This window comes from Streptomyces palmae (genome assembly GCF_004684805.1).
Taxonomy (GTDB): Bacteria; Actinomycetota; Actinomycetes; order Streptomycetales; family Streptomycetaceae; genus Streptomyces; species Streptomyces palmae.
Genome location: NZ_SRID01000184.1, coordinates 1 through 13,248, shown reverse-complemented (window position 1 = coordinate 13,248; position 13,248 = coordinate 1). Strand labels below are relative to the sequence as shown.

Annotated in this window: 10 protein-coding genes and 1 pseudogene; 2 read left to right on the top strand and 9 right to left on the bottom strand. The window is 74.0% G+C overall.

Features of this window, described 5'->3' with window-relative positions:
- The 5 genes and pseudogenes from E4099_RS35220 to pdhA form a co-directional block, all read right to left on the bottom strand.
- A pseudogene (locus E4099_RS35220) lies at window positions 1–803 on the bottom strand (hypothetical protein); the annotation flags it as partial.
- Between the two features lie 437 nt (window positions 804–1,240).
- Window positions 1,241–2,098, bottom strand: a complete 858-nt coding sequence (locus E4099_RS19200; RefSeq protein WP_245244988.1) for a DUF6457 domain-containing protein — start codon at window positions 2,096–2,098, stop codon at window positions 1,241–1,243.
- A gap of 372 nt (window positions 2,099–2,470) precedes the next feature.
- Window positions 2,471–3,982 carry a dihydrolipoamide acetyltransferase family protein gene (locus E4099_RS19195; protein WP_135340329.1) on the bottom strand — a complete coding sequence of 504 codons (1,512 nt, stop codon included), beginning with the start codon at window positions 3,980–3,982 and terminating at the stop codon, window positions 2,471–2,473.
- Window positions 3,982–5,028 carry an alpha-ketoacid dehydrogenase subunit beta gene (locus tag E4099_RS19190; RefSeq protein ID WP_135340327.1) on the bottom strand — a complete coding sequence of 349 codons (1,047 nt, stop codon included), beginning with the start codon at window positions 5,026–5,028 and terminating at the stop codon, window positions 3,982–3,984. The genes E4099_RS19195 and E4099_RS19190 overlap by 1 nt, the downstream gene beginning before the upstream one ends.
- Window positions 5,025–6,161 (bottom strand): pyruvate dehydrogenase (acetyl-transferring) E1 component subunit alpha, encoded by a 1,137-nt coding sequence (gene pdhA, locus E4099_RS19185; protein ID WP_135340326.1) that lies wholly within the window; start codon window positions 6,159–6,161, stop codon window positions 5,025–5,027. Before pdhA ends, E4099_RS19190 begins: the two co-directional genes overlap by 4 nt.
- Window positions 6,162–6,353: 192 nt before the next feature.
- Between pdhA and E4099_RS19180 the strand changes: the two genes are divergently transcribed.
- The gene (locus tag E4099_RS19180) at window positions 6,354–6,842 is read left to right on the top strand and encodes an Lrp/AsnC family transcriptional regulator (RefSeq protein WP_135340325.1); all 489 of its coding nucleotides are present in this window, start codon (window positions 6,354–6,356) and stop codon (window positions 6,840–6,842) included.
- Window positions 6,843–6,924: 82 nt separating this feature from the next.
- On the opposite strand, the gene E4099_RS19175 is transcribed toward E4099_RS19180, so the two are convergent.
- Both E4099_RS19175 and E4099_RS19170 read right to left on the bottom strand, forming a co-directional pair.
- Window positions 6,925–7,512 (bottom strand): TetR/AcrR family transcriptional regulator, encoded by a 588-nt coding sequence (locus tag E4099_RS19175; protein ID WP_135340324.1) that lies wholly within the window; start codon window positions 7,510–7,512, stop codon window positions 6,925–6,927.
- Window positions 7,509–9,044 (bottom strand): 3-hydroxyacyl-CoA dehydrogenase, encoded by a 1,536-nt coding sequence (locus tag E4099_RS19170; protein WP_135340323.1) that lies wholly within the window; start codon window positions 9,042–9,044, stop codon window positions 7,509–7,511. The genes E4099_RS19175 and E4099_RS19170 overlap by 4 nt, the downstream gene beginning before the upstream one ends.
- A 172-nt stretch (window positions 9,045–9,216) precedes the next feature.
- Between E4099_RS19170 and paaN the strand changes: the two genes are divergently transcribed.
- The gene (paaN, locus tag E4099_RS19165; protein ID WP_135340322.1) at window positions 9,217–10,923 is read left to right on the top strand and encodes a phenylacetic acid degradation protein PaaN; all 1,707 of its coding nucleotides are present in this window, start codon (window positions 9,217–9,219) and stop codon (window positions 10,921–10,923) included.
- 87 nt (window positions 10,924–11,010) lie between these two features.
- Here paaN and E4099_RS19160 read toward each other — a convergent pair whose 3' ends face one another.
- Together E4099_RS19160 and E4099_RS19155 are read right to left on the bottom strand one after the other, a co-directional pair.
- A complete protein-coding gene (locus tag E4099_RS19160; protein ID WP_135340321.1) occupies window positions 11,011–11,784 on the bottom strand; it encodes a TrmH family RNA methyltransferase in 774 nt (257 codons plus the stop codon).
- A gap of 202 nt (window positions 11,785–11,986) precedes the next feature.
- Window positions 11,987–13,248 (bottom strand): HTTM domain-containing protein (locus E4099_RS19155; protein ID WP_425348260.1); only part of this gene is annotated, 1,262 nt, incomplete at its 5' end.

Sequence of the window (13,248 nt, the reverse complement as noted above, 5' to 3'; positions counted from 1 at the left end):
GTGTGGGCGTCCTGGGGCGGGGATGCCGGGCCGGTGTGCCGGGCGCCGGAGGGCTTGTCCTGGAGCGGGCTGCCGTAGGACGTGCCGGTGTGCCCGGAGTCGGAGGGCGTGTGTCCGTGCCCGTGGTCGGAGGACGCGTGCCCGGAGTCGGAGGACGCGTGCCCGTGTCCGGCCTCGGTTGCCGGGTCCTCGGTCCGGGTGCCGGTCGCCGGGGCGGTGTTCCCGGTGTCGGCGGACGTGCGTGACTTACGGGTGCCGCGGCCCTTGTTCCGGGTCCCGGCCCGCGTGCCCGAGCGCGCGCCCGCGTCCACGCCTGTGCCCCGGGCCCCGGTCGCCGGGCCCGCGCCCGTACCGGCTGTCGGTGCCCCGGCCGCCTCGCCCTCGCCCGGATCCGTTCCCGCGCCCGCGTCTTGGTACGTCCTCGTCCTCCGTCCGCCGGCCGCCGGGCCGACGCCCTCGACCTCGTCCAGCAGTCCGGTCGGCGCGTCCGCGCCCGGCCGGTCGGCGGTGGTGCCCGTACTCGCCGCGGTGAACACGCCGTGCTCGGCCCGCAGTACGGCGGTCGCGCCCGCCGGCACCCGGGCACCGGTGGCGATGCGTACGGCGTGCCCGTCGGGGAGCGGGGCCGGGAGTCCGTCCCCGCCGGCCAGGATGCCCTGGCCGCTGTCGGCCACCCGCCACGGCCCGGGCCCGGCCACCGCCCAGCCGTCCATGGCCGAGGTGTCGAAGGAGGGCAGGTCGGTGAGCGCGGTCAGCGGCGCGGCCAGCACCTGGCCGAGCGCGGCGGTCAGCGGGCGCGGCACCGGGCTGGGGCGCCCCCGTGACCCGGCCCGTGCCGCGAGGCTCCGCGCCCTCGCCCACGCCATACCGGCATGCCGGGGTGCGGCGGCGGGACGGTCTCCGGCGGCCGGCCGGGACGCCGTGCCGACACGCAGCACCTCCGTCATGGCCTCCGAGGCCGGCCCGTAGCCACCTCCACGAGGTGACCCGCGCCCGCCGCTCCGGTCCGCCGGGCCGCGACCGGACCCCGGATCCGCGGAACCCGCGCCGGACCAGGCCGCGTCACCGGGCCGGCGGTCGTCCGCATAGCCACCGGGTCCGGGTCGCCCCTCGGCACTGCGTGCGGGCCCACGGGCCGGATCGCCAGCGGTGGGCGCGGCACGACGGCCGGTACGCCGCCCCTCGTTGGCCAGGGCCAGCGCCTGCTCGAACTCGCGCTCCACGTCCCGCTCCTGCCCGGTCATTCCGTGGACCGCCCGGAGGTCTCGGGCTCATCGGCCCAGCGGGCGGCCAGTTCGGCGGCCTTGCGGGCGGCCTCCGCGACCGCCTCCGGGCCGCCACCTCGCTGAGCCGCCGCGTAGCCGACCAGGAACGTGGTCAGCGGCGCCGCCGGGCGGGCGACCCCGTGTGCCGCGTCCCTGGCCAGATCCAGCAGCCCGGCTGTGTCCACGTCCAGGTCGATGCCGAGCTCGGTCTTGACTGCGGTGATCCATTCATCCAGCACATGCCCATGCTCCCTGATGCGTGCCCGGGCGGCGTCGAGGTCCTCCCAGGTGTCGCAGTCGAAGGAGGCGGTGGGGTGGTGCAGCCGGTCCAGGGACAACTCGGCGGTGAGCAGCCGCACCGGCAGCCCGGTCAGCCCGCCGTGCTCGGTGGCCAGCAACGCCAGCTCGCGGCGGAGCGACTCGCTGCGGTACGCCGCTACCAGGGGCTGCTCGCGGCCCGCGGAGTCGGTGAGCAGCACGCCATCCCCGGCCCCGTCCGCGAGGGTGTCCCGCAGTGCGCGGACGGTCCGGCCGGTGAGGAACGGCAGGTCGGCGGAGAGCACCACCACCACCGGGGCGGTGACCTGGGCCAGACCGCTGCCGAGTGCGGCCAGCGGACCGCCGCGGGGCGGCTCTTCCCGGGCCCAGCGCACCGGACGCAGGGTCGGACGGCGCGGCCCGACCACGACCGTCCGCGCGGCGTCCTGACAGCCGTTCAGTACCCGGTCGAGCAGCGCGAGGCCGCCCACGCTCAGACCGGGTTTGTCGGCACCGTTCAGCCGCCGCGCCGCGCCACCGGCGAGGACCACCGCGTCATATCCACCCGCGCTCACCCCATGAGTATGGCCGCCACACCCCGACGCCCCCAGCCCCGGGCCCCGGGTACGAGCCACCGCGGCCGATACGCGGCCAGTACGACCGGGCCCAGGCGAGCAGGACCGGCCCAGGCGGGCACGCCCGGCCCGAGCCGGTAACCCCAGCCAGCCCTAGACGCCCCGCCCGGACCCAAACACCCGGCCCAGGCCGGCACCGGAGCCCCAGGCAGGTACGCCCGGCCCGAGCCGGTAACCCCAGCCAGCCCTAGACGCCCCGCTCAGACCCGTACACCCGGCCCCAGGCGGGCACGCCCGGCCCGAGCCGGTAACCCGAGCCAGCCCGAGACGCACCGCCCGGACCCAAACACCCGGCCCAGGCCGGCACGCCCGCTACACGGTCCGCAGCAGGACCGCCGGGTGCTCGACGCAGTCGGCGACGTACCGGAGGAATCCTCCGGCGGTACCCCCGTCGCACACCCGGTGGTCGAAGGTGAAGGACAGCTGCACCACCTGGCGTATCGCCAGCTCGCCCTGGTGCACCCACGGCTTGGGCACGATCCGGCCGACGCCCAGCATCGCCGCCTCGGGGTGGTTGATGATCGGCGTGGAGCCGTCGACCCCGAACACCCCGTAGTTGTTCAGCGTGAAGGTGCCGCCGGTCAGATCGGCCGGGCTGAGTCTGCCCTCGCGGGCCACCTCGGTCAGCCGGGCCATCTCCGCGCCCAGCTCCTCCGCACTGCGGGTGTGCGCGTCCCGGACCACCGGGACCACCAGGCCCCGGTCGGTCTGCGCCGCGAACCCCAGGTGCACGGCGGGCAGCCGCACGATCTCCCGGGCCGCCATGTCCACCGTGGCGTTGAGCTCGGGGAAGCGGGCCAGCCCGGCGGTGCAGATCCGGGCCAGCAGTGCCAGCAGCGAGATCTTGGGCCCGCCCGCCGCGTTCATCGCGGCGCGGGCCGCCAGGAGTTCGGTGGCGTCGGCGTCCACCCAGCAGGTGGCGTCCGGGATCTCGGCGCGGCTGCGGCTGAGCTTGTCGGCCACCGCCCCGCGAAGTCCGCGCAGCGGTATCCGCTCCGCCGCCGCGACCGCACCGGCCCCGGCCGGCGGGGAGCCGGCCGGCTGGGTGAGCGGGCCGCCGCCCGGTACCGCCGTGGTCGCCACGCCCTCGGCCGCGGCGCGCACCGCTCGCTCCACATCGGCGCGCAGGATCAGCCCGTCCGGACCGCTACCCGCCAACTGCCGCAGATCGAGCCCGTGTTCCCGGGCCAGCCGGCGCACCAGCGGGGAGATCACCGGCACCCGCTCGGCATTCGCCCCCGGACGGCCGTGGATGGTGGCCGCGGTGGGCGCGCTCGGGCTGCCGCCGGGTGCCCCCGGGCGGCGCGGCTGCCGCGGGGTCGGGCCACCTACCGAGGGTGCGCCCGTCGCCGGGCGGCCGGCCGGGGGCGTGGGGTGGTCCGTATCGAAGGGGGTGTCCGCGGTGGTGGACACGGCCCCGCTCGCCGCGCCGGGGGCACCCGGGGTGAGGCCGCGCGGCCGGACGCGGCGGCGCCGGGCGGTGGGCGCACCGGTGCCGTAGCCGACCAGTACGTTTCCCGAGCCCTCCGCCTCGGGGGCGGCGCTCTTGGCCGGGCCGGTGTCCCCCGCCGGGTCGTCGCCGGGCACCGCGACGGTCAGCAGCGGCGCGCCCACCGGCAGCTCGGTGCCCTCCTCGCCGAAGCGCGCGGTGACCACGCCCTCGTACGGGCAGGGCACCTCCACCATGGCCTTGGCCGTCTCCACCTCGACGACCAGCTGGTCGACGGTGACCTCGTCGCCGACCTTGACGAGCCACTGCACGATCAGTGCCTCGGTGAGCCCCTCGCCCAGGTCGGGCAGGGTGAACTCGCGCTCCACCGCCATCAGCCGGTCCTCCCTTCGGTCCACTCGGACTCCCACTGGAGCCGCGCCACGGCGTCCAGCACCCGGTCCACCCCGGGCAGGTGGTGCCGCTCCACCATCGGCGGCGGATACGGGATGTCGAAGCCGGCGACCCGCAGCACCGGGGCCTCCAGGTGGTGGAAGCAGCGCTCGGTGACGCGCGCGGCGATCTCTCCGCCGGGGCCGCCGAATCCCACTGCCTCGTGCACCACGATCGCCCGCCCGGTCCGGCGCACCGAGGCGCAGACCGTCTCGTCGTCGAAGGGCACCAGCGAGCGCAGGTCGACCACTTCCAGGTCCCAGCCCTCGGCGCGGGCGGCCTCGGCGGCCTCCATGCACACCGGGACGGACGGGCCGTAGGTGATGAGCGTGGCGGGGCTGCCGGCACCGGTGGCCTGGCGGCGGACCACCGCGCGGCCTATCGGGGCGACCTCCTCCGGCTGGTCCGGCGACCAGTCGGCCTTGGACCAGTACAGCCGCTTGGGCTCCAGGAAGACCACCGGGTCGTCGGAGGCGATGGCGGCGCGCAGCAGCCCGTAGGCGTCGGCCACGGTGGCCGGGGTGACCACGTGCAGACCGGGGGTGGCCAGGTAGTAGGCCTCGGAGGAGTCGCTGTGGTGCTCGACGCCGCCGATGCCGCCGCCGTAGGGCACCCGGATGGTGATCGGCATCGGCATGGCGCCGCGGGTGCGGTTGCGCATCCGCGAGACATGGCTGACGAGCTGCTCGAACGCCGGGTAGGCGAAGGCGTCGAACTGCATCTCCACCACCGGCCGCAGCCCGTACATGGCCATCCCCACGGCGGTGCCCAGGATGCCGGCCTCGGCCAGCGGGGTGTCCGTGCAGCGGTCCTCGCCGAACTTCTTGGTCAGCCCGTCGGTGATGCGGAAGACGCCGCCGAGCGTGCCGACGTCCTCCCCGAGGACGTGCACGGTCGGGTCCTCGGCCATGGCGTCGTGCAGCGCGCGGCCCAGCGCCTGCGCCATGGTGGCCGGCTTGCGCGCGGTGTCGAGAGCCGCGGTGGTCATCGCTCCCCCTCCTGGGACTCGGCGTCGAGCTCGGCGCGCAGCTGCTCCGCCTGCTCCCGCAGTTGGCTGGTCTTCTCGGCGTAGACGTGCTCGAAGAGCTCCATCGGGTCGAGGACCGGGTCGTCGTTCATGCGCTCGCGCAGTCGCGCGGCCATGGCCTCGGCGGCGTCCCGCGCCTCCGCTATGCCCTGCTCGTCCAGCAGATCGCGGCCCTTCAACTCGGCCTCCACCAAGTTGATCGGGTCGTGGGCCCGCCAGGCGTCCAGCTCCGACTCGCCTCGATAGCGGGTGGCGTCGTCGGCGTTGGTGTGCGCGTCCATCCGGTAGGTGATGGCCTCCACCAGGGTCGGTCCGCCGCCCTCGCGGGCCCGGCGCACCGCCTCGTCGAGCACCTGGTGCACGGCCGCCACGTCGTTTCCGTCGACCAGGCGGCCCGGCATGCCGTATCCCACGGCCTTGTAGGCGAGTGAGGGCGCGGCGGTCTGCTTGGCCAGCGGCACCGAGATCGCGAAGCCGTTGTTCTGCACCAGGAAGACCACCGGCGCCTGCCAGACGGCCGCGAAGTTCAGCGCCTCGTGGAAGTCGCCCTCACTGGTGCCGCCGTCGCCGACCAGGGCCAGCGCCACCACGTCGTCGCCCTTGAGCCGGGCGGCGTGCGCCAGGCCCACGGCGTGCGGCAGCTGAGTGGCCAGCGGGGTGGACAGCGGGGCCACCCGGTGCTCGTACGGGTCGTAACCGGTGTGCCAGTCGCCGCGCAGCAGGGTCAGCGCCTGCACCGGGTCGACGCCGCGCGCCACGGCGGCCAGGGTGTCGCGGTAGCTGGGGAACAGCCAGTCGCGCTCCTGGAGCGCCAGCGCGGCGGCGACCTGGCAGGCCTCCTGGCCGGTGGAGGAGGGGTACACCGCGAGCCGGCCCTGCCGGGTGAGGGCGGTGGCCTGGGCGTTGTACCGGCGGCCGCGCACCAGCTCCTGGTACAGCCTGGCCAGCAGGGCGGAATCGAAATCGGCGGCGGCGGGCGTGCCCAGCAGCCGGAAGGGCTCCTCATCGGGCAGCAGCGGTGCGGCGTCGACGCGCGGCCGCCACGCGGGCGGGGGAGTCGGCCGGTAAGCACCGGACTGCTCAAGAACCGTCATGGCGACCTCCTGGACGGACGGACAGGAACGGCGAGACGAGGGCCGTGGCGGCCCAGGGGGCCGGGCAGCCCTCCCCTACCGATTGTTCGGTCGTCAGCACATTTTGGCTACAGGCGACCCCAGCCTGTGGACAAACGGTTTTCCACAGCCTGAGATGAAGGCAGGGCGTCCAAGAAGGGGAGGCAGGACGGTATGCGGGACGAACAGATGGCCAATTCCGGAGGGAGTCCTGCCGCACGGCCGCTGGATGCGATAGACCGCGACATCCTGCGCATGCTCCAGACCGACGGCCGCGCTTCGGTACGCTCCGTGGCCGCGCGGGTACACGTCTCGCGGGCCAACGCCTACGCCCGTATCAACCGGCTGCTCGACGACGGGGTGATACGCGGCTTCTCGGCGCGGGTGGACCAGGAGCGGGCCGGACAGGGCGCCTCGGCGTACATCACGCTCAAGATCGTGCAGAACTCCTGGCGGACCGTCCGCGAGCAGCTCCGCGCCTTGCCGGGGGCCGCGCACATCGCCCTGGTCAGCGGGGATTTCGACGTGCTGCTGCTGGTGCACACCCAGGACAACCGCGAACTGCGCGAGCTGGTGCTCACCCGGATCCAGGCCATCCCGGAGGTGCTGAGCAGCCGCACCCTGCTGGTCTTCGAGGAGACCGATCTGGCCACCGAGCCCTGAGCCCGCACGGCGCGCCGCGGCCCCCGTGCCGGTGGGACCGGCGCCGGGGGCCGCGGGGTGTTTCACCGGAGCCGCGAGGCCCTCAGGTGCGGAGTCCGGCGAACGCCATCCGCACCACGGCCTCGGCAACCTCCTCGCCGCTGGCCGCACCGCCCCGGCCCGGCCGGTACCACTCCACGATGGAATTGATCATTCCGAAGAGCAGCCGGGTCGCCAGCCGGGGCTCCACGTCCGCGCGCAGATCCCCGTCGGCCGCGGCCCGCCGCAGCAGCTCGGACACCTCGTGGTCGAACTCCCGGCGGCGCTCCATCGCCCAGCGCTCGGTGCCGGTGTTGCCGCGCACCCGCAGCAGCAGGGTGACGTACGGCAGCTCGGCCATCAGCACCTCGGCCGTCCGCCGGACCACGTGCTCCAGCCGCTCGATCGCCCTCCCCTGGCTCGCCTCGGGCTCCCGCAGGATGCCGAAGAGCCCGTCCAGTGCGCGGTCTATCGCCCGCCGCAGCAGTTCTTCCTTGCCCTTGACGTGGTGGTAGATCGAGGACTTGGAGATCCCGGCGGCCCGGGACAGGTGCTCCATGGAGGTGCCGTCGTAGCCGCGCTCGTTGAACACCTCCACCGCGACCGCGAGCAGCGATTCGGGCGTATAGGTGTCGCGCTTGGTCATGGTCATGAGGTAACCACACCTTCGGTCGCGTGCGCACGGCGGGCCAAGCCCGGGGAAGGGGCGTAGCGGCCGGTCGGGTAGCGCTGGTGGAGCTCGGTGAGGAGGTCGAAGACCGTGCCGTGGCCGACCTGCTCACCCCAGGCCAGCGGCCCCATCGGGTAGTTCACCCCGAGCCGCATCGCGGTGTCGACGTCCTCCGTGCCGGCGACGCCCCGGGCGACCGCGTCGACCGCGAAGTCCACCAGCATCGCGACGGTACGGGCCACGATCATGCCGGGCACGTCACCGATCACGCTGACCTTCTTGCCCAGCGCCTGGAACAGGCCGACCGCCTCGTCCAGCACGGCGCGCGGGACCTCCTCGGCCGCCGCCACCGCGATCCGGGTCGCGGCGCGGTAGTCCAGCGCCAGGTCGAAGTGGACCACGTCGGTGTACTCGATGGCGGCCTCACCGGTGGTCAGGCAGAGCCGGCCGCCGCTGGGCAGCTGGAGGCAGGGGCGGTCAGCGTCGCCGTAGCGCACCGGAATGCCCGCCTCCGCCAGCAGCTTCGGCAGCTCGGCGGCCGGGCCCGGCAGAGTGCCCCGGACCACCACAGAGGCGGGCGGGCTCACCGGCTCGGCGGTGTGCGGCTCGGGGTTCCGCGCCCCGGCCGCGTGGTCGTACCAGCCCCGGCCCGACTTGCGGCCGTGCAGACCGGACTCCACCAGACGGCGCTGGGCCAGCGAGGGGGTGAACTTGGGGTCGTGGAAGAACGACTCCCACACCGATCGGGTGACGGCCTCGTTCACGTCCTGGCCGATCAGGTCGGTGAGCTCGAAGGGGCCCATCCGGAAGCCCCCGGACTCGCGGAGCACGGCGTCGATGGTGGCGGGGTCCGCGGCCCGCTCCTCGTAGACCCGGAAGGCCTCCGCGTAGAAGGGCCGGGCGACCCGGTTCACGATGAACCCCGGGGTGTCGGCGCAGCGCACCGGCGTCTTCCCCCAGGCCGCCATGGTCGCGAAGGCGCGGTCGGCGGCGCCCGGGTCGGTCGCGAAGCCGCTCACCACCTCCACCAGCGGCAGCAGCGGCGCCGGGTTGAAGAAGTGCAGGCCGACGACGCGGCCGGGCACCCGCAGGGCCCCCGCGACCGCGGTGACCGACAGCGAGGAGGTGTTGGTGGCGAGCAGGCAGTCCTCGCCGACGACCGACTCCAGGGCCGTGAACAGCTGCTGCTTGGCGCCGAGTTCCTCCAGGATCGCCTCGATGACCAGTGCGGCGTCCGCCAGGCCGGCGATCTCCGAGACGGGCTTGAGCCGCTCGCCGGCGGCCTCCCGCTCGGCGGCCGAGAGCTTCCCCTTCTCCACCAGCCGGTCCAACCGCGCGATGATCGCCTCGGCGGCCGTCCGGGCGCGCCCGGGGGCCACGTCGTACAGCCGCACCGGGTGGCCGGCGACCAGGGCGACCTGGGCGATTCCCTGGCCCATGGTGCCGGTGCCGACGACGGCGACGGTACCGCCGGGCGCGATTCCCCGGACCCGATCCCGCTCGTTCGCAGTCATGCCGTTCATCCTCCCGGACAAGTTGTCCACAATTTCGACAGGCCCCCTTGAACCGACCGATCGTTCGGTTAATCTATCCCTGTTGCCCCATCGCCGCCCACCCGTCCGCGAGACGGCCCACCACGGAGGACGCGGCGCGCCCCTTTGGAGCTCACCGAGGAGTTGGTCAGTCGTGACCGCCGGATTCACCGCAGCGCAGTTGATCGAGAAGCACCGTCCGACCCTCGACCAGGCCCTGGACGCGATCCGCAGCCGCGCGTACTGGTCGCCGCACCCCGAGCACCCCAAGGCGTACGGCGAGGGCGGCAGCCTCAGCGCGGCCGAGGGCCAGGCCGCCTTCGAGGCGCTCCGCGGCACCCGCCTCGACCTGGGTCAGCCCGGCACCGACGGCTGGACCGGCGACGAGGTCTCCCCGTACGGCGTGGAGTTGGGCGTGCAGTACCCGCACCCGGACATCGAGGTGCTGCTCCCCGCGATGCGCGCCGGGATGGCGGCCTGGCGGGACGCCGGACCGGAGGCGCGTGCGGCGGTCTGCGTGGAGATCCTGGCCCGGATCAGCGCCCGCACCCATGAGTTCGCGCACGCGGTGATGCACACCAGCGGGCAGGCGTTCATGATGGCCTTCCAGGCGGGCGGCCCGCACGCCCAGGACCGCGGCCTGGAGGCGGTGGCCTACGCGTACGCCGAGCAGACCCGCACCCCGCAGAGCGCGGACTGGTCCAAGCCGCAGGGCAAGCGCGACCCGCTGGAGCTGCGCAAGGCGTTCACCGCCGTGCCGCGCGGCATCGCGCTGATGGTCGGCTGCAACACCTTCCCCACGTGGAACGGCTACCCCGGTCTCTTCGCCTCCCTCGCCACCGGAAACGCGGTGCTGGTCAAGCCGCACCCGCGGGCGGTCCTGCCGCTCGCGCTGACCGTCCAGGTGGCGCGCGAGGTCCTCACCGAGGCCGGCTTCGACCCCAACCTGGTCGCGCTCGCCGCCGAGCGGGACGGCGAGGGGCTGGCCAAGACGCTCGCCACCCGGCCCGAGATCCGCGTCATCGACTACACCGGGTCCACCGCCTTCGGCGACTGGCTGGAGTCCAACGCCCGCCAGGCCCAGGTCTACACCGAGAAGGCCGGGGTCAACACCGTCATCATCGACTCCACCGACGACTACAAGGGCATGCTGGGCAACCTGGCCTTCTCGCTCTCCCTCTACAGCGGCCAGATGTGCACCACCCCGCAGAACCTGCTCATCCCCCGGGAGGGCATCACCACCGACGCCGGCCCCAAGAGCTACGACGAGGTGGTCACCGACATCGCCGCCGCGGTGCAGGGGCTGCTCGGCGACGACGCACGGGCCAACGCCCTGCTCGGCGCGATCGTCAACCCGCAGGTGGGCGAGCGCATCGACAAGGCCTCCGAGCTGGGCGAGGTGGCGCTGGCCTCGCGCCGCGTGGACAACCCGGACTTCCCCGGCGCCACGGTGCGCACCCCGGTGATCGTCAAGCAGGACGGTGCCCGCAAGCAGTGGGACTCGGCGGACGCCGACGCCGCCTATCTGACCGAGTGCTTCGGCCCGGTGTCCTTCGCCGTGGCGATGGACTCCACCCAGGACGCGGTCGCGCTGCTGCGCCGTACCGTCCAGGACAAGGGCGCCATGACGGTCGGCGCGTACACCACCTCCGCCGAGGTCGAGCGGCTCATCGAGGAGGCCTGCCTGGAGGAGTGCGCCCAGCTCTCGCTGAACCTGACCGGCGGGGTGTACGTCAACCAGACCGCGGCCTTCTCCGACTTCCACGGCTCGGGTGGGAACCCGGCGGCCAACGCAGCGCTCTGCGACGGCGCGTTCGTGGCCAACCGCTTCCGCATGGTGGAGGTGCGCCGCCCGATGTGAGACCGCGGGCCGCTCCCGTCCTGGTCCGGCCCCGGCCGGTCCGGGACGGGCGGCCCCAGCCGTCGGCGTGCCCCCGCGCCCGCCCTCTCAGGGGCGGCTCAGGGGGTCCGCTGCGGGACCTCCCCAGTGGAAGAGGGCCATGGCCACGCTCGTGGCCAGGTTGTAGCTGGACACCTGGGGCCTCATCGGCAGTCGCAGCAGCCTGGTCGCCCGGCTCCGGAGCTCCGCCGATATCCCGTGCCGCTCCGAGCCGAAGGCCAGCAGGGCGTCGTCCGGGAGCACCATGGACCGGATGTCCTCTCCCTCCGGATCCAACGCGTACAGCGGGCCGGGCGGCAGTTCGTCCAGCGGAAGGCCCTCCACCGCGGTCGCGTAGTGGAGTCCCGCGCCCGCGCGGACCACGTTCGGGTGCCATGGGTCCAGATCGCCGGTCGTCACCACCCCGGTGGCCCCGAAGCCGGCGGCCAGTCGCACCACGGCGCCGACGTTCCCCAGGTTGCGCGGGTTGTCCAGGACGACGACCGGCGCCGACCGGGGAAGCCTCGACAGGGTGTCCAGATTCCGCTGGAGCGCGGGCCGCACCGCCAGAGCGGCGACCTGCGTGGGGTGCTCCCGGGGCACCAGGTCCCGATACGTCGCGGCCGGCACCTCGATCACCAGCTCGCCGATCCGGTCGGTGAGGTCCTCTGCCAGTTCCGCCGCCAGCCGCAGCACGGACGCCCTGTCACTGGAGACCGCCGCGCGGATGTCCGCGCCGAAGCGGAGTGCGTGCTTCAGCGCATGGAACCCGTCGAGCAGCACCGTCTCGGGCCGGACCTCTCGCCACTGCCGCACGACCCTGGTGACCTCGTTCTCACTCACCCCTTCAGGCTACGGCCACGGGTGATCAAGAGCGGCGACGGCGCGGCACCTGGCGGACCGGGGACCCGGGAGGCTTGGGCCCGGGCCTTCCGGGCCGCCTGAGGCGCCGGGCCGGCACCGCCCGCTCACCAGGAGAGCCACGGTGCGGAGCCCTCGGCTCGGCGCTCGCACCGGCCCCGGCACCGCCGCCGCGCGGAGCCGCTCAGCCCGCGCCCGCCTCCGGTGCGGAAGCCGGCGCGCCGCCGGCGGTGGGAAGCAGCCGACCGCGGATCCGGCCCAACCGCCGCCCCACCCAGAGCAGAAAGCCGGTGGGCAGGAAGACCGCGTCGGCGGCGATCATGGCGAGGGAGAAGAACGGCAGGCCGAGCAGGATCGCGATCCCGATGTGCTCCAGCATCATCACGACGATCAGCACGTTCTTGATCCGCCGGTTGAAGACCGTGAAGGGGAAGGCGACCTGCACCATCACGGTGCCGTAGGACAGCAGCATGACCACCACCCCGGAGCCGGCCAGCAGGTCCGCCAGCGCCGGCCAGGGCGAGAAGTAGTCCAGGTGCAGCGGGTAGTAGAGCGCGGTGCCGTCCTGCCAGCGGGATCCCTGGATCTTGTACCAGCCCGCGGTGGCGTAGATCAGGCAGACCTCCGCCATGATCACCAGCAGGCCGGCGTTGTGCACGAGGTTGGCGAGCGCGTCCAGCACCCCGTGCAGGTCGCCCCGGGGGCGGCGGCGCGCCAGCCACCACAGCCCCTGCACCGCCCACAATCCCCACAGCACGGCGCCCCAGCCCAAGCCGGGCAGGGGCCCGTCGGCGGTCAGCCGCAGCCGGTCGTCAGTGAGCAGCTGGGCGAGGAACAGCGAGGCACCGGCCAGCGCCCACAGCACCATCCCGGTCATGTCCCGGGGCGCCCGCTCGGGCTCCCCGTCCACCTGCCGCCGGGCGGCCTCCCGGGCGGCGCGCCGCGCGTCCAGGGACCAGACCTGACCGCACCGGGTCAGCACCAGATAGGTCGCCATCAGATGGATGACGTTGTCGCCGCCGTCGCCCAGGAAGATGCTGCGGTTCTGCAGCGACAGCACGCCGATCATGAACAGTACGGACATGGTGCGGGTGCGCCAGCCGAGCATCAGCAGCGCGCTGGAGGCGATCGCGAGGGCGTAGACCACCTCGAACCAGGCGGTGCTGTCCCACCACACCAGCACCGAGAAGGCGTGGTTGCCATCGGTCAGCTGGCGTGCCATGTCGAAGCTGAACGGCCCCTGCGGCCCGTACAGCTCGCGCCGGTACGGCCACTCCCGCAGCAGGAAGCAGAGCCAGGTGAAGGCGAAGCCGATGCGTATGACGGCACTCTGGTACGGACCGAGGGCGAGGCCGGTGACCCGGTGGTACCCGCGGATGCACGCCGCCTCCGCCCGCGCCAGTGCCCCGGTACGGACCGGAGCGGGCACCGGGGGCGGGGGCGCCG